Below are 17056 nucleotides of genomic sequence, written 5' to 3'. Positions count from 1 at the left end.
GAGGCGCTCGGGACTGACCTGTCGTGAAGAAGCTTCTGCTCGCCGGACCGCCGGTCCTGATCATCTTCATGGGCCTGCCGCTGCTGGTCTCCCTGATGGTGGTCATGAGCACAACCGCGGCCGCGGAGTGCCGCACCCAGACCAACCAGACCGCCCCCACCGAGCTCGGGGACCTCGGCGTCATCGACGGGCCCGTGGGCGGCCCGGTCAAGGGCAAGGTCACCCTGGCGCAGGCCAACATCCCGCGCCGGTCCGGCCTGGACGGCTTCCGCGCGTCCATGCCCAAGGTCCTCTCGACCAACCCCGACTTCGTCACCCTCAACGAGGCCAGCGGGTGGAGCCTGGCACAGATCGAGGCCGCCGCCCCCGGCTACGGCGCGTTTCGGGTCTCCGACCACACCGGCGACAACAACTCCATGGGCAACGTCATGCTCTGGAAGCGCGACACCTGGTCCAAGGCCAACGGCGGCCGGGTCACCCTCGTCGTCGACGACAACACCTACTACCAAGGCCGGGCGGTCACCTGGGACCGGTTCGCCACGTGGGTGATCCTCGAGCGCGCCGACGGCGCCGTGGTCTCGGTCATCTCCACCCACCACATGACCAACCCGCACAAGTGGCCCCGGCAGCACGGGAACCCGCCACTGACCCGGCCCCAGCAGTACGGCGCCGGCATGGACATCCTGCTGCAGCTGCGCAACTCGCTGGCCACCCACGGCCCGGTGCTCATCGGCGGCGACATGAACACCCACCCCTCCTACACCGACCTGCCGTGGGCGGCGGCCGCGAAGATGAAGGCCGCCGGCTACGGCTGGCACAACCACGCGGTCGACTTCGTCTTCTTCCCCCAGCACCAGGGCATGCGCCTCGAACAGGGATGGTCCGGAACGATGATCTCCGACCACCACTGGATCTCCGCCCGCCTCTCCATGAACGGCGTCGGCCCCGAGAGCGCGCCCACGCCCGCGGCCACCAGCGACGGCGTGGTGAACGCCGCCCACACCACGAAGATGGCGGCCGAGCCGCCATCCGGGGACGTGCTCGCCCAGCTGATGCGGCTGCGGTTCGCCTCCAGCTACCCGACCATTACCGCCGAGCAGGCCCGCAACGCGATCACCATCGCCCAGGTCGCCCGCGACCTCCAGGTGCCCCGCCGCGGGCTGCAGATCGCGATCGCCACCGCGATCCAGGAGTCCAAGCTGGTCAACCTCGCCGGCGGCGACCGCGACTCCGGCGGCCCGTTCCAACAGCGCCCCTCTCAGGGCTGGGGCAGCCGTGCCGAGGTCACCAACCCGGTCCTCGCCGCACGGGCCTTCTTCGGCGAAGCCCAGCACACCGGCAACCCCGGACTGCTCGACATCCCAGGCTGGCAGAACATGCCGCTGACCCAGGCCGCCCAGGCCGTGCAGCGCTCCGGCTACCCCGACGCCTACGCCCAGTGGGAGGACATCGCCGGCGACATCACCGATCTGCTTGGCGGCGACCTGCCCGACCTTTCCGACGACGGCTCCACCACGAACGTGGCCAACTGCCAGGGCGAGACCGTCAACCCGGTCATCGTCGGCACCCTCAACCTGCTCGGCGCCGGCCACACCGACAAGGTGGGGGAGCGGCCCGGTTACGACCCCTGGGACAAGCGACTCCCCGGGGCCATGCGCACGATCGAGAACGCAGGCGTCACGATCGCCGGCCTCCAGGAGGTGCACGGCCCGCAGGCCAAGGCGCTGGAGAACCAGTACGCGGCCAAGTGGGGGATCTACCCGGCCAGCGGGAAGGCGCAGAACCGGGTCATCTGGGACCGCAACGAGTGGAAGCAGACCGACGGCCGCCTCGTCGACATCCCCTACTTCGGCGGCAAGGACGTCGGCATGCCCCTGGTGCAGCTGACGTCGACGACCACCGGCCAGGTCTTCTGGGTGTGGAGCATCCACAACCCGGCCGACACCCACGGGAACGGCGCCGCGCACCGCAAGGAGGCGCTGCGCCGCCAGCTGGCCACCATGACCGACCTCGTCGGCACCGGCACCCCGGCGGTGATCCTGGGCGACTTCAACGACGGCAAGGACGGCAACAACTCCTCACACTGCGCGCTCACCCCCGAGCTCACCAACGCCTTCGGTGGATCGGCAGAGCCGTGCAAGAAGCCCAAGAAGGACGCGCCGATCGACCACATCTACGGCGCAAACCTCACCTGGGCCAGTGCCGAGGTCGACAACAGCACGCAGGCCAGCAAGCTCGCCGACCACCCACTGGTGGTCGCCACCACCGCGGGCAGCAGCGCGGGCTGCGCGGTCGCGCAGGCGACCAACTACAACCTCGGCCCGGTCAAGCCGCAGCTGACGCAACTGGTCAACATCCTCGGCCCGATGTTCGACATCAAGACCGTCGGCGGCTACCGCGAGAGCGCCACCGACCCCAACGGCCACCCGGCCGGGCTCGCGGCCGACTTCATGGTCCCGCTCACACCCGCCGGCAAGGCCCAAGGAGACGCGCTCGTGGCCTACGCCCAGGCCCACGCTCGCGAGCTCGGGATCGACTACATCATCTGGTACCAGCGCATCTGGTCGACCGAGCGCGCCGACGAGGGCTGGCGGCCGATGGAGGACCGAGGGACGGCCACCGCCAACCACATGGACCACCTGCACATCAACGTGCTGCCCGACGCCAAAATCACCCCGATCGGCCTCGACGGCGCATCCTGCGACGAGGTGGTCTACCCGGTTCCCGCGCAGTACATCGGCACCGACAACCACAACTGGCACGAGACCGGGCCCTACTGGTCAAACTGGCACACCGGAACCGACTTCTCCGCGCCCTGCGGCACGACCGTCTACGCCGCGCACGCCGGCACCATCGAGATCGACACCAGCCAGGGCTGGGCCGGACCGCAGCTGGTCAAGGTCACCACCGGCGCCGGCTCGCTGACCACCTGGTATGCGCACATGCAGAGCGTCACCGTCAGCCGCGGCCAGACCGTCGCCGCCGGCGAGCCGATCGGCCAGGTCGGCAAGGAAGGCAACGTCTCCGGGTGCCACCTCCACTTCGAGGTCCACCTCAAGAACGGCTCGATCTACGGCCCCGACAACGTCGACCCCTCGACCTGGCTGGCTGAGAACGCCTCAAAGCCGACCCGCTCCGTCTGATCGCTGCCGGACGCTCCGGCACATAGGTGACCAGCCAGAACTTTCGACCACGAGGTGAATCCATGCAGAGAGAGCGCCGACGCGACCCGTACCCCTGGACCTGGGAGATCCCTGTCGCCGTCGCCCTGGCGACGCTCCTCGTCATCGTCATCGGCATCCAGCTGAGCCGATCGGTCGCTAACCTGCTCGCCGGCGCCGGGTGGACCTGGCCGGACGCCAACGCCGGCGCGTTCCCCTCCCCGATCGGGACCGCCTTCTGGACCAGCCTCCCCGGCGTGCTCGGCGGCCACGCCGACGCCGGCCTGCCCACCCCAATCCCGGACGACCTCGCCGGCCGCGGGCTGGTGTGGGCCAGCCTCGCGCTCACCGAGGCCGCCCTGCTGACCGCCACGATCTGGGTCGGCGTGTGGGCCTACCAGCGCTGGGGCCCGGGACGCATGCGCGGCATGGCCACCGTCGCCGAGGCCGAGAAGCTGGTGGGCGTCACCCGGCTGCGCAAGGTCGCCGGCATCGTCCGCCCCGACCTCTACGGCGAGCACGCCACCGCTCCGGCGGCACCCGTTCAGCGCACCGCCGGCGACCTAAGCGAACAACCCGGGCCACAGCTCGGCCACGGGCCCCAGCCCGTGGCTCCTGGACGGCCGCCGCACGAAGGAGGAGCGATGAAGCTGAGGTTCAACCCGCTGGACGTGGGCTGGCGCATCGGCGACGCACACGAGCCGCGCGGCGGCGAGCTGTGGGTGCCGTGGGAGCGCACCGCCGGCGTGATCGGCCCGCAGGGCTCCGGCAAGACACTCGACCTGCTCACCCCGGCGCTGCTCGGCGCCCCGGGCGCTGCCCTGGTGACCCTGACGAAGGTCGAGGACCTGCTACTCAGCCTCACCGAACGCTCCCGCGACGACCGGCCCTGCGTAGTGCTCGACCCGTTCGGGCTGGCCGAGGGCGTCATCGACGAGCTGATCTGGGACCCGATCGCCGGCTGCGTGGACCCGAAGGTCGCCGAGCGACGTGCCAAGGCCTTCACCGCCGGCACCGTCAAAGGCGCGATCACCGGCGGCACCGGCGACGACGCCGCCCGCTTCTACGCCGCGGAGTCCGCGAAGGTGCTGCAGGGCTACTTCCACGCCGCGGCGCTCACCGGCAAGACCCTCGAGGACGTCCTGCAGTGGGTCGCGAACCCGACCGCGGCCACCCAGCCGATGGAGATCCTGCGCCGGCACCCGCACGCCGAGCCGTTCTGGCACGGCCTGCTGCACGGCGCGCTCAACGGTGACGACCGCACCGCCGGCAACACCGTCACCACCGTGCAGCAGGCGGTGTCGCTGTTCTTCCAGGCCGACATCCGCCGCCGCTGCGTACCCAGCCCCGGGCACCCGGCCACAGACCTGGCCGACGTGATCCGACGCCGCGGCACCATCTACCTGCTGGGCCGCGAAGACCCCTACGCCTCGGCCAGCCCGCTCATGACCGCGGTGGCCGAACACGTCCTGGACACCGGGCTGCTGCTGGCCAACAACTCCCCATGGGGAGGCCGGCTGTGTCCACCGCTGGTCTCGGTGCTCGACGAGCTGCCGTCGACTGCGCCGCTGCCGACCCTGCGGACCCGCATGGCCAACGAGCGTGCCCTGGGGCTGTCGTTCATCTGGGCCGCCCAGACCCGGCCCCAGTTGACGAGCATCTTCGGCGAGCACGAGGCCCGGGCGCTGCTCGGCCTCACCAACACCCTGGTCATGTTCGGCGGATCCAAGGACGTCGCCTTCAACCAGGAGATCTCCGACCTCCTCGGCCAGGTCCGCATCGGCAGACGAACCCACCGCGGCGGCGGCAGCGGATACGAGGGTGACGACATCGCGATCATGCGGCCCGAGGAGGTCCGCCAGCTCCCCGAGCGTCGTGCCCTGGTGATCGCTGAGAACGGCAAGCCGATCATCGCCAAGCTGCACCGCTGCGTGGAGGGAAAGGCCGGCGAGAAGCTGCTGGCCGACCAGCGGGCGCTCCGGGCGCGGCTCACCAACGACCGCCGCATGGTCATCACCCCCGAAGCCCGGGCCACCGCCGCCCTCGTCGAGGCGCGCCGCCTCGGCTTCGTCGACGAGACCGACTCGACAAGGAGTGAGCTGTGACGACCGAACGGGCCCGACGGGCCGCACCCACCCCGATGGTCTACGCGTTCCCTGTGCCGGGGGAGCACGTCCGGCTGGCCTACCGCGAGCTCCACCTCGCCATCAATGGCACCGAGGAGCAGAAGAAGGCCCTGGGCAACCACGCCCTGCTGCCCCGGCCATGGGAGCCGGCCACGTGCCTGGACCCCGAGCTGCGCCACCAGCTGTGGGAGTGGCTCGAGGAAGTCGTGCTCTGGCTCAACCGCGAGTACACCTGGGACGTCTCCGGTCTCATTCCCAGCTGCTGGCCCGTGCACCCGCACCTGGTCCATGAGATCGCGGTCCTGGCCGACCAGCGACGCCGCGCCGGACTCGCGATGACCAGCGACGCCCTCGAGGAGTGGCACCGCTACTGCCTGCCGGCGTTCGCCGACCGCATGCGCAACCGGCTGCGGACCCACTGCGACGACGAGCACAAGAGCTGGCCCGCCAGGCCCCGGCACAACGAGCACCTCGGCGAGGCAAACGCCCAGCGGCGTGAGAACGCCTTCGCCCACGACATCGACGCGCTGCCCGTCAACCGACGCGCCCACGAGCACCCCGAGCCAACTGGTCGACCGCGCCTGGCCCAGGTCGACCTGGACACCGGCGAGATCAAGGACGACCCCCTCGGTGCGCAACCGCGCACCCGAACCGAGAAGGGCCCCCGAATCTGACCCGAGCATTCGCGGCGGAATGACGCACTCGCCTGCTGAAAACGCAGCAGCCGCAGGTCTCAGAACCCACCGCTCCGCGGCGCGCCGAGGGGGAGTGACAGGCCGTGCAGCATTAACTCGATCTCTAGCCCGCGGAGACGGCGGTCGCCAGGTGCGACGACGACCTGCGAGGCGGGCGTCCGGGCAATCCGTCCCGGGTTCGCCCGGCAAGGACTGAGCGCCCCTATGCTCATTGCGCCTCGGACATCCGTTGGGCTGACTCCCGCGCATCTCAGCAACCTCGAGTCGGCGAGCAACCGACGGAAGGCGATGAGCTCCACCTCCGCATCGATGAAGGTTGGGCCTCGCTACGGGTTCGGCTGGCTGCCTGATTGGGACGCGGCCCCCCGTCAGGCCAGAGCGAGGAAGAGCTTCTCCATCTTCTTGACGTCGACGCCGTCGAGGCCTTCGTCGGTCTCGGTCAGGCACTGCTGCAGGCCGGTAGCGACAATCGCATAGCCGGCGCGGGAGAGGGCCTTGTTGACTGCGGCGAGCTGGGTGAGGACCGACTCGCAGTCCGAGCCTTCCTCCATCATCCGGATGACGGTGGCGAGGTGGCCGTTGGCGCGCTTCATCCGGGTGATGATCGGCTTGATGTCGGTGGGCTCGAGGTCCATCAGTTGCTTCCTTCCAGGGCGGCCAAGGCCGCGGTGAGTCGCTCGCGGGCGTCGGTAGCAACGCTGCGCAGCGCGTCGCCAGCGGCGTCTCCGCCGGCGAACGAAATCATCGCGTCGGGGTCGAAGGCCTCGACGAGGGTTGTGGTGTCGTCGAGGGCGCGGACGACGACGTTGCAGGGCAGGAGCGCCGCGATCGAGGGTTCGACCTCGAGTGCCCGATGGGCGAGCTGCGGTCGGCAGGCGCCGAGGATGACTTGCGGGACGGCGTCGACGTCGAGCTTCTGCTTCAACGTCGCGCGCAGGTCAATCTCGGTCAGCACCCCGAACCCAGCCTCATCCAGTTGCGCGCGCACTGCCGCCACCGTCTCGCCGTAGGGGCGCTGCATCGTGGTGCTGATCGTGTAGTTCGCCATTCCCGGATCCCTTCTCTGTGCTTGCCGTGGGCCGGCGACTCGGCTGGTACGCCGCCAACTGTACAACCCCCCGGGGGGTTCTGCTAACGTCGCAAACATCCCCCCGGGGGGTTCTGAGTTGACGGACAAGAAGGGACACGAGATGCACGAGATCGACATCGACCAGGCCGCAGCCGCCCACGACGCCGGTGCGGCGTTCCTCGACGTCCGGGAGCCGGCCGAGTACCGCGAGGGCCACCTCCCCGGCGCCCGCAACATCCCGATGAGCCAGCTGACCGCGCGGCTCGACGAACTGGATCGCAGTCGCCCGGTCTACGTCGTGTGCGCCTCTGGCGGCCGCAGCAGCGCCATGACCGACGTCCTGACCGCCGCCGGCTTTGACGCGACCAACGTCGCGGGCGGCACCAGCGCCTGGATCCGTTCCGGACGCCCGACCGAGAAGTGAGCCAGACGATGATCCCCAGCCTCCACGACCAGACGCCCGAGGCCGCAGCGCCGCTGACGGTCCGCGTCATCGAGACACCCTCGCTCGGCGACCGCACCTACCTCGTCCACGACGGCGAGGTCGCCCTCGTCGTCGACCCGCAGCGCGACATCGACCGCGTCCTGCAGGTCCTCGAGGACGACGGCGTCCGGCTGACGCATGTGCTCGAGACCCACATCCACAACGACTACGTCACCGGCGGCCTGGCGCTAGCCGAAGCGACCGGCGCGGCGTACCTCGTCAACGCCGAGGACGACGTCTCCTTCGCCCGCACCCCGGTCCGCGACGGCGAGGTCTTCGCGGTCGGGGACCGGATGCGGGTCCGCGCCATCGCGACCCCCGGGCACACCTTCACCCACCTCTCCTACGCGCTCTCGACCGTCGACGACGGCCGCGAGGAGCCGTACGCGGTGTTCACCGGCGGTTCCCTGCTGTACGGCGCCACCGGCCGTCCCGACCTGCTCGGCTCCGAGCACACCGACGCGCTCGTGCGGCACCAGCACGCTTCCGCCCACCGACTCGCCGCGGAGCTGCCTGACGAGGCGGAGGTCTACCCGACCCACGGCTTCGGGTCGTTCTGCTCCGCGACCCAATCGGACGCCACCTCCTCGACCATCGGGCAGGAGAAACGCTCGAACCCGGTGCTGAACCAGGACGAGGAGACCTACATCCGCGAGCTCCTCGACGGGCTGGGCGCCTGGCCCGCGTACTACGTCCACATGAGCCCCGCGAACGCCGCCGGCCCCGCCGCGCCGGACCTGTCGCCGGTCCAGGAGGCCGACGCGACCGAGTTGCGCCGCCGCATCGAGGCCGGCGAGTGGGTGGTGGACCTGCGCAACCGCACCGCCTTCGCGGCCGGGCACGCGCCCGGCACGGTCAACTTTGGGCTCGACGGCGCCTTCTCCACCTACCTGGGCTGGCTGATCGAGTGGGGTACCCCGCTGACCCTGCTTGGGGAGACCGCCGGGGACGTCGCCAGCGCCCAGCGTGAGCTGGTTCGGATCGGCATCGACCGGCCCGCGGCCCAGGCGACCGGCGGTCCCGAGCGGTGGACGACCGGCGAGGTCGCCAGCTTCCCGACCGCGACGTTCGCCGACCTGGCGCAGGTCCGTCACCACCGCGAGGTCGTCGTCCTCGACGTCCGCCGTGCCGACGAGCACGCCAAGGCCGCCATCGACGGTGCCCTGAACATCCCCGTCCACGAGCTTCCGAGCAGGGTGGCCGAGGTCCCGGCCGGCGAGGTGTGGGTGCACTGCGCCGGCGGCTACCGCGCTTCGATCGCCGCCTCGTTCATCGCCGCCGCTGGCCGCACCCCCGTCGCGGTCGACGACACATTCGACAACGCCGAGAAGGTCGGGCTCCACCTGGTCAGCCCCAGCGACGGGCCGCAGGACTGACATGAGCCTCGCCGTCATGATCATCGCGGTCGCCGCCGGCGCCCTCATCGGATTGTCGTTGGGAACGTTAGGCGGCGGCGGCTCGATCATGGCCGTCCCGGTCCTCGTCTACGCGTTGGACCAGTCAGCGGCGCAGGCCACGACCGGCTCCCTGGTCGTGGTCGGCGTGACCTCGCTAATCGCAGCGATCACCGCACACCAGGCCGGCCACGTGCTCCTCGGCCGCGGCGTGGTCTTCGGCGTTGTGGCGATCGGCGGCGCCGCGGCGGGAGCGAAGGCGGCAGCGCGGGTGCCCGACGACGTGCTTCTGGCGGCGTTCGCCGGCCTGATGCTGTTCGTCGGGGTCCTCATGGCGTGGCGCCAGCTCGGCCACCGCCGGGGCTCGGGCGAGCACCGCCCGTGGCCCAGACTCGATGACCCGATCATCACGTTTTCCCCGAAATTCGCCTGCCAGTGCCCACGAGCACTCAAGGTGCTCCTCACCGCCACCGCGGTTGGGCTGGTCACCGGGTTCCTAGGCGTGGGCGGCGGGTTCCTCGTCGTCCCCGCGCTGCTGCTCGCGCTGGCACTGCCGATGAAGTACGCCGCCGGCACCTCCCTGGTCGTCATCACCATCACCAGCGCATCGGCCCTCGCGGTCCGCGCCGGCACCGGGACCAGCCCGGACTGGGGTCCGGTCCTCGTCCTTACCGCAGCATCTGCCCTGGCGGCCGCCGCCGGAGCCCGCCTGGCGGCCCGCGTCGACACCGACCGGCTCCAGCGGGCCTTCACCGCCTTGGTCCTCGGCGTCGCCGTCTTCACCGCGACCCAGGCCCTGCCTGCCCTGGCTTGACCCGCCCAGTCCTCACCAGTCCTGACACCCCTCGGGACGGCGCCGGCGCACGACCGTCCGGCGCGCACGCATCACGCAACGGAAACCACTCGAACGAGAAACGGATCATCATGAGCAACACGACGGCGCCCCGCCACGCGGGTCCGCCTCCCTCGCCCGGCTCGACCCGGCCGGTCAGCGCCGACATGGGGCCGCTGGGCCGGCTCGGCGTCTGGGTCACCAAGCACGCCAAGCTCGTCACCATCGTCTGGCTGCTGACCATCGTCGGTCTCGGCGCCTTCGCGCCTCAGGTCGAGCACAACCTCTCGGGTGCCGGCTGGCAGGCCAGCGGATCGGAGTCCGTCGAGGCCCGCGAGCTGGCCCGGGAGCACTTCGGCGGCAACGCCTCCTCCGCCATCCAGGTCGTGGTCCGCTCCACCGGCGGCCCGGTCACCGAGGGCGAGGGCGCGGACGTGCTGGCCGAGGTCACCGCCGTCCTCGAGGCCGAGCCGCGCATCGCCGACGTGGTGGCGCCCATGCCGGGCGCCACGCTGTCGCAGGACGGCTCGACGGCGATCGTCCTGGCCGGGGCGGGAGCCGACACCAACGAGATGGTCCGCGTCGCCGCCGACCTCAAGGCCGAGCTGCAGGACCTCTCGACCGCGAGCGTTCAGGTCAACCCGAGCGGCTCCTCGCTGCTGTGGAGCGACTTCAACGAAGCCAACCTCGACGCGATGCTCAAGTCGGAGCTCATGTCCTGGCCGGTCACCCTGGCCATCCTGGTCCTCGCCTTCGGCGCCCTCGTCGCAGCCGGGCTCCCGCTGATCCTCACCCTCGCCGGACTGGTCGCCTCAGCCGGCTCCCTGGTGCTCATCAACGAGCTCGTGCCCGTGTCCATCTGGGCGATGAACTTCGCGATGATGTTCGCCCTCGCCCTGGGCATCGACTACGCGCTCTTCCTCGCGGTCCGCTACCGCGCAGCCCGCGCTGCACGCGCCCACAGCGACCGCAACGACATCGCCGGCAAGCAGTGGGCGATCGTCCAGACCATGGACACCGCCGGCAAGGCCGTGCTCCTCTCCGGCCTGACCGTGCTGATCTCGCTGTCCGCAGTGATGCTCGTGCCCTCCCCGTCGTTCCGCTCGATGGCCGGCGGCATCATGCTCTCGGTCCTCTTCGTCCTCGCCGCCACCCTCACCCTGCTGCCCCTGGTGCTGTTCAAGCTCGACGACCGCATCAACAAGCTCGCGCTGCCCTGGTCGCGCTCCGGCGAGCACCGCTCCCCGAAGTTCGCCGCTTGGGGCGAGCGGCTCTGGAAGCGGCCCGTCGTGTGGGGCCTGGCGTCCCTCGTCATCCTGCTGGCGCTCGCCGCCCCGATCGCCGGGCTCACGACCGCCATGCCCTCGATCAAGGTGCTGCCCGAGGACGCCTCCGCCCGCGTCGGCTACGACCGCGTCCAGGAGTCCTTCGGCGACGGCGCCCCCGGCACCCTCCAGGTCGTCATGGACGAGGCCGACGCCCCCGCAGCCACCGAGGTGCTCGAGAACGACGGCGGCATCGCCGCCGCCCTGCCGCCGATGCCCGCAGCCGACGACAGCGACCTGGTCATGGTCCAGGCGGTCCCGACCGTCGACCCCTCCGACCCGCAGCTCGGCGAGACCGTCGACCGGCTCCGCGCCGACCTCCCGGCCTCCGCCCTCGTCGGCGGCGCCCCGGTGGAGAACCTCGACCTGAAGACCCAGCTCGACGAGTCCACCCCGCTGGTCATCGGCGTCGTCCTCGTCCTCGGCTTCCTGCTCCTGCTCATCGCGCTCCAGGCCCCGCTGATCTCGCTGCTCGGCACCCTGGCCAGCCTGCTGTCCACCGCCGCCGCCTTTGGCGTCGCCCGCTTGGTCTTCCAAGAGGGCTACGGCGCGGACCTGCTCGGCTTCGAGCCCCAAGGCTTCCTCGACGCCTGGGCCCCGGTGTTCTTCTTCGCGATGATCTTCGCGATCGCGATGGACTACACCGTCTTCCTGCTCGCCTCAGCCAAGGAGCACTACGAACGCACCGGCGACCCGAAGGACGCCATGGTCGGCTCCCTGGCCCACTCCGGACGCGTCATCTTCGCCGCCGGAGCCGTCATGGTCGCGGTGTTCTTCACCTTCGCCCTCTCCGGCCCGATCCCGCCCAAGGAGATGGGCGTCGTCCTCGGCATCGCCGTCCTGCTCGACGCCTTCCTCGTCCGCCTGGTCCTGCTCCCGGTGATGCTGCGCCTCACCGGGAAGGCCGCCTGGTACACCCCCGGCTGGCTCAAGCGGATCCTGCCCAACATCACCTTCGCCCACGACTGAGGATCCAGAACCGCCAGCACCATCCTCCACACGCTCTAACTGTCGGTGCGCGGCACTGCCCCCGAACTCGTCGACGGGACGGCCGCGCACCGGCACGCCCGGCGGACGCAACTCGCGACTGCCGGCCCCAACGCCGCACACCCGTGCGACACCCCCACACCAGAACAGAGGAGAAGAACACCCCATGTGCCGTGCTACGACCTGCCGCACCTGCAAGAAAACGACCTGGGCCGGCTGCGCTCAGCACATCAGTCAGGTCAAGGTCTTCGTGCCCGCCAGTCAGTGGTGCCCCGGCCACCCCAAGACTGCGCGCTCGGGCGGCGGCTTTCTCAGCCGCCTGTTCGGCCGCTCAGTCGGGGACGCGACGCGATGAACATCGGATCGCGCGATTCTCGTGCTCGCCGGAACACTTGTCGCTCTCAGCGCCCTGCTCATCCCGCTCGTCTCGCAGTGGTGGGTGCTCCTGGCCGCCTTCGTGGGCCTCAACCTGGCGCAGTCCAGCCTCACCGGCTCCTGCCCCGCAGGGCCGGCATCAAGAGCGGATGCGACCCTCGCGGTGGAACGACGCACCTCGCGTACGGACTCGCGGTGGCAGATCAGTCCACTCTGGTTAATTTCTGTTGTGTCCGCTCTTAATCGAGAAAGTGCAAAGGCCGGGGCGCGTTGTGGATCCTCGCCGCCGCAACGCGCATGGCTCGGTCCCAGTCCTTGATGTCACGCCCGATTCCGGCAGCGATGATGTGAGCGTGGGGGAGCGCCGACGTGAGAATCCCCAGCACCTCCACGTCTACAGCAAGTGCTGTCATCTCGTGACTGAGACCAGGTCCCACAGGAGTTTCACGCGCCGTTGCGTGCAGGACCCCCAGTGGTGTCAAGTGGGTGACCTCACTCAGAAGGCTGTAGGCCAGCGCGAGCCAACCTTCTTCAGCAAAGCCCATGCCGAGGCTGAGCATCTGCTCGACCGGGGGCGGTTGCTTGTTCGGCGTCCCGGGAGGCAGGGCCCGAACGATGTCGTGGTCCGGCGCTAGTGCCTTCGTCAGCGGACTGAGCACAGCGTCGATGACATGGTCGGGGACTCCCTGAGAGCGCAACCTCTGGCGCAAAGCGGCTCGCTGGTGCGTGCCTTCATTCCGGATAGCCGCGTAATGACCCTCGGCCCTGTCCGGGTCACCGAACGTCCATGTTGCTCGGGCTCCTGCTTCGAGCAGCATCCGGGCGCTTACGGCGGCTAGGTCCGTAGCGATGTGCGCTTCAGCAGCAGCGAAACAGACGAGAGCGGTATCGATCGCAGTCAGGTAGGGCAAAGCCGACTCCAGGCTGACGATCTTCGACGGTGACTCGTACGGGGTCGGCCCTTCCTTCATTAGATCCCGGAACACGGTGAGATGGGCAAACAGATCGTCGAGCAGCTTGTCGTGGATCGGTTGCGTCGGCAGATACTCGAACGGCACTGCGGTACCCGCCGCCTGAATGGGTAGCGTCACGGGGCCGGGAGGCGCGACCATCGGAAACTTAGTGACAGCGGTGCACACGTCTTTCAGGTCACTGAGCAGGCCACGAATCTCCGGGTCGTCCGACAGTTCGCTCGCGTGGACGCCAACGCTGCCTACCGCGTGCGCGCGCAGAGCCGATCCGACGGGCGAAGCTTCGGAACCAAGCGCAGCCGAACCTTCGCTCACCGTGAGGAGCCCGGCTGTCGCATTCGCGTGCCCGGCCATCGCTAGTAGCTCGGCGGCGGCGGACGGCATCCCCAAGAGTGCCGACGCCAAGCTTGACCGCTTGTCGATAATCCGCTTGCCGTCCGGCGCTCGCACAGACCCGACTGGATCGATGGCTGCCTGAACATGGAGCGGGTGCAGCCAGCGATCTACATTCGGCACGAAAAGCCCGTACCTAAGAATCAGGTCGACAAGGCCCTGGCGTTCATACTCCAGCTGACCTCGGGCGGCGCCGGTCTCCCAACTGGGTCCACGACGCCACTTCGTCTGGGCCGCTGACTCGAGCATGCCGCGCGTAGCAGCCGCCACCGCGGTCGTGCCCACTCCTTCGCGCAGGAGCACGGCGCACCCGAACATCCGCGTGGTGGTCGTGATAGCCGCGAGGCCCGGGAAAACCTCGTCGGCGGAAGCGGACAACTCGACTCCGACGTCGCGTTCACCAATTGCGGCGTTGAGGCGGTCGAGAGCCCCAGTCTCAGGCTTCGCGGCGCTCATGCGGACGATTCTGTATGCGGTGAGCACCGGCGGCCAAGCCACTTCGTCAGCCGGCCCTCGAGGTCGTGCACCGAGTGCGTTTTGAGCGAGCGGGCACTCCGGCTGACGCTGCACCTCGGCGCCAGCCGTCAATTGCGGGTACGCCTGCCGACTCACTCTTCGGCAGACCATCGGCTTGGGCGGACGTTCGAACTGATGCCGTCAGGCGGCGGAAGGACGCACCTCCAGAGCGTCCTGGTAGCACGCGATCCGCACCGCCGCTGCGGGTATCGCCGCGCCATTCGAACAGATCGACATTGCTACACCGGCGCCCTATTCGGTGACGTCCTGCCCCGAAGCCACTCGTGCGCCGACCACACCCCCGCGTGGAGAACGCCGTCTTGGATAGTTCGACCAGTGATCCGCGTAGGACGTCGCAAACGTCTGCCGGAACCTGAGCATCTCGTTCGGACGAGCGAATACGGCCGCGGGCATAACGTATTGAGGCCCGCTACTTAGACCAGGCATTCGCGACCAGTCGTACGCGCTTGGCCGCGCGAAGGCGACTTCTGTGCCTTTTGCGCTCCGAAGCGTATAGATCCAGCGTCCCCAACTATCTCCTCGATCGCTAACCCTACGAAAAAGCGTGCGGCACAATCCATCTGCCTCTAAGCGTGAGACGGCTTGCTCGGCGGCGTGCAGGGCGGCGTCTAGCTTCGTGAGGTCGGGAGATCCGGCTCGATAATGCATGTGTTCATTGCGAATCCCTGCAACACCTGCCCTGTCCAAAGTCTCTCGAACGAAGGCTACTGATTCGATTATTCTCTCCTGAGCCCTCGGCACTAGGTCGAGAAAGGGTGCCACGTGACTGAATGGAAACTTCTTCAATTCCGTGTGCTCGGAGTACTTTGGGTAAGCGGTCGCGGGCCTTGACCATTTGTCTGGATCTGCGCGAAGCTCGGTGAGATAATCAGCCAGGATCCCAAAGCCGGAGATCAAGGGCTGCAGCGTATTCTTATCGCCAAGAACGTCCTCGCCGAGTGGCGAACCTTTCGAGAAGTAGCCATTGAGGATCGCGAAGGCAGCCATTCTATCCCTCGCGGGTGCATAATCGAAAGGCTGATCACTTGAAAGATGGTCGACCGTCAGCGCCCAAGTCGCAAAACTCAAGCTGTCATCGAGAACGCCCTCTAATTCAACGAAGTAGTTCGCGGCCTTTGAGCGCAGGTCAACGGCGTCCACGCGAGCTCCGACGCCGGCGGTCTGACAGAATCGCTTAAGCCGTTCATACTGCTCCCAATATGAAGCTCGCAAATCTGGAGCGTCGTGCTTGTAGAATCCCAACTTCCAAAGAACTGCCTCGACAAACGTGCCGTCGTCGGCGAAGGCTTCGTAGCGCAGTCCGAGCCTCTCGCAAGCGCGAACGAGATTGGTCCGCCGCGAGAGGATCAAGCGCTCGATGACTTCATCGGGCTCAGCGGAACGTACGAATTCCTCAAGGCGCTCAGGGGGTTCGTCGCCCTCGACTGTGCGAAGTTGCCACTGAAGTTCATCGACTTCGGAGGGCTCGTCGAGTTCATATAGATCTTCGACCAAGCGCTTCAATCTCATAGGTCCGAGCGAATACGAGTCGCTTGTGAAGCGAACTCCGAGGGAAGATATCTCAGGGAAAGTTCCGAAAGTTCCGTACCCGAGCCGATTATTGGTCATCAAACGGCGAATCTCACCTGCATCAACCCGGATCCGGCGCGGCTCTTGCTCGGGGGCGAGGATCAGGTAGTCGAGGGCTGAGAGAATTTCATCGTTGCGAGCAAGGAGGATGACCTGTATTAGTCCGGCGCGGCCTTCGACGCTCTCGGCGATATCATCTGCTCGCCCCACGAGAGCTAGCGGCTCGACCTTACTGCGGAGATGGCCCCCAGTGTGGTCGAGGAGATGCGCGAGCAAGAGCCTTAGTTCGTTGTCGGCTAGAAGATCAGCGAGCGCTAGCCACAGCGGCTCCAGCGATTGATCGTCATACCTGAATCCCTCGATTCCGGCGATATCTTGGATGAACTCGGCCCACTCAGAGTCATCCTCCCCGAAGGACTCGAGAACCCGATCCATCACCTGCTGGTGTTGGTTGATTGGCGCGCTCCAGTCGCTGCTGAGGCGAGTGTTATGCACCTTGGAGCAGGTCAGTTCGCTGCAGTGATACATGGGGACGCTGGTGATGGGTGCGAACCAGCGACGCTCGTCGCTTTCTAACAAGCCGTACGGCCCCGAGAGATAACCGTCTGCTTGAAACACTCCGATAGGCATGCCTTCGAGAAGCTTCAGCGTCTCAGAATGCGAGAGGGTATCTCTTGCGTCTTCGTAGAGGTCTGCGGCGCGGTCATAGAGGTCGCGACCAAGAACGAAAGGATACAGCAAGTCCCTGTCGCGCATCTGTCGATCGACGACTCGGCGAAGCTCGTTTAGGTCCGTAGCGATAACGTCAACGAGGGGCTCGCGGTGAACAAGTCTAAGAAGGCAAAGTAGGCGGGCTTCCTTTGCAGGGACTTCGTTCTTTGTCACTAGACGTTGAAGTACTTTGTTGCCAAACTCCGTAAGTTGCACCGTCCCTACGATTTCGTCTGGGATCTTGTACTTGTCGCGAAGGATGCTCCCAGAAAGGAACTCGCTGAGACGGGCGGTCCTCAGGAACGCGGCGCGCCACGCGGCGTCCGCGTATAGCGCGGACAGTTCGTCCTTACCGAGTCGTAATGCGTCCACAGTGGCTCCAGTTCTTAGTCGCGTCGACCGGACCCTAGTTCGGTGCGTACGCGAC

Annotated in this window: 13 protein-coding genes; 9 read left to right on the top strand and 4 right to left on the bottom strand. The window is 68.0% G+C overall.

The genetic code is table 11. From position 1 onward, the window contains the following. The first annotated feature begins 23 nt into the window (after positions 1-23). The 3 genes from OSR43_RS11390 to OSR43_RS11380 all read left to right on the top strand — a co-directional run bounded on the left by OSR43_RS11390 (position 24) and on the right by OSR43_RS11380 (position 5961). Entirely contained in the window at positions 24-3143 is a 3120-nt protein-coding gene (locus OSR43_RS11390) for a peptidoglycan DD-metalloendopeptidase family protein (protein ID WP_302266681.1), read from the top strand. A gap of 62 nt (positions 3144-3205) precedes the next feature. Continuing rightward, complete coding sequence (locus OSR43_RS11385) at positions 3206-5266, top strand: type IV secretory system conjugative DNA transfer family protein (RefSeq protein WP_302266680.1); 2061 nt, start codon at positions 3206-3208, stop codon at positions 5264-5266. Further along, positions 5263-5961 (top strand): hypothetical protein, encoded by a 699-nt coding sequence (locus tag OSR43_RS11380; protein WP_302266679.1) that lies wholly within the window; start codon positions 5263-5265, stop codon positions 5959-5961. Before OSR43_RS11385 ends, OSR43_RS11380 begins: the two co-directional genes overlap by 4 nt. 389 nt (positions 5962-6350) lie before the next feature. Here the strand turns inward: OSR43_RS11380 and OSR43_RS11375 are convergent, their stop codons facing one another. Both OSR43_RS11375 and OSR43_RS11370 read right to left on the bottom strand, forming a co-directional pair. After that, positions 6351-6617, bottom strand: a complete 267-nt coding sequence (locus tag OSR43_RS11375; RefSeq protein WP_302266678.1) for a metal-sensitive transcriptional regulator — start codon at positions 6615-6617, stop codon at positions 6351-6353. Next, on the bottom strand, positions 6617-7030 hold the full coding sequence (locus OSR43_RS11370; protein ID WP_302266677.1) for a DUF302 domain-containing protein: 414 nt from the start codon (positions 7028-7030) through the stop codon (positions 6617-6619). Before OSR43_RS11370 ends, OSR43_RS11375 begins: the two co-directional genes overlap by 1 nt. A gap of 142 nt (positions 7031-7172) precedes the next feature. Here OSR43_RS11370 and OSR43_RS11365 point away from each other — a divergent pair, with 142 nt between their 5' ends. The 6 genes from OSR43_RS11365 to OSR43_RS11340 all read left to right on the top strand — a co-directional run bounded on the left by OSR43_RS11365 (position 7173) and on the right by OSR43_RS11340 (position 12767). Continuing rightward, entirely contained in the window at positions 7173-7475 is a 303-nt protein-coding gene (locus tag OSR43_RS11365; RefSeq protein ID WP_302266676.1) for a rhodanese-like domain-containing protein, read from the top strand. 8 nt (positions 7476-7483) lie between these two features. Next, positions 7484-8911, top strand: coding sequence for an MBL fold metallo-hydrolase (locus tag OSR43_RS11360; protein ID WP_302266675.1), 1428 nt, complete (start codon positions 7484-7486; stop codon positions 8909-8911). 1 nt (position 8912) lies between these two features. After that, on the top strand, positions 8913-9743 hold the full coding sequence (locus tag OSR43_RS11355; protein ID WP_302266674.1) for a sulfite exporter TauE/SafE family protein: 831 nt from the start codon (positions 8913-8915) through the stop codon (positions 9741-9743). 110 nt (positions 9744-9853) lie between these two features. Further along, complete coding sequence (locus OSR43_RS11350; protein WP_302266673.1) at positions 9854-12055, top strand: MMPL family transporter; 2202 nt, start codon at positions 9854-9856, stop codon at positions 12053-12055. A 184-nt stretch (positions 12056-12239) separates the two neighbouring features. Then, a complete protein-coding gene (locus tag OSR43_RS11345; protein WP_302266672.1) occupies positions 12240-12428 on the top strand; it encodes a hypothetical protein in 189 nt (62 codons plus the stop codon). A 15-nt stretch (positions 12429-12443) separates the two neighbouring features. After that, complete coding sequence (locus OSR43_RS11340; protein ID WP_302271666.1) at positions 12444-12767, top strand: DUF2892 domain-containing protein; 324 nt, start codon at positions 12444-12446, stop codon at positions 12765-12767. Here OSR43_RS11340 and OSR43_RS11335 read toward each other — a convergent pair. Together OSR43_RS11335 and OSR43_RS11330 are read right to left on the bottom strand one after the other, a co-directional pair. Then, positions 12688-14268, bottom strand: coding sequence for a hypothetical protein (locus tag OSR43_RS11335; protein ID WP_302266671.1), 1581 nt, complete (start codon positions 14266-14268; stop codon positions 12688-12690). The genes OSR43_RS11340 and OSR43_RS11335 overlap by 80 nt on opposite strands. A gap of 312 nt (positions 14269-14580) precedes the next feature. After that, positions 14581-17001: a hypothetical protein gene (locus tag OSR43_RS11330; protein ID WP_302266670.1), complete on the bottom strand. Its 2421-nt coding sequence runs from the start codon at positions 16999-17001 to the stop codon at positions 14581-14583. Positions 17002-17056: the final 55 nt, after the last annotated feature.

Source organism: Nocardioides sp. Arc9.136 (genome assembly GCF_030506255.1).
GTDB lineage: Bacteria > Actinomycetota > Actinomycetes > Propionibacteriales > Nocardioidaceae > Nocardioides.
This window is presented reverse-complemented; position numbering and strand designations above follow the sequence as displayed.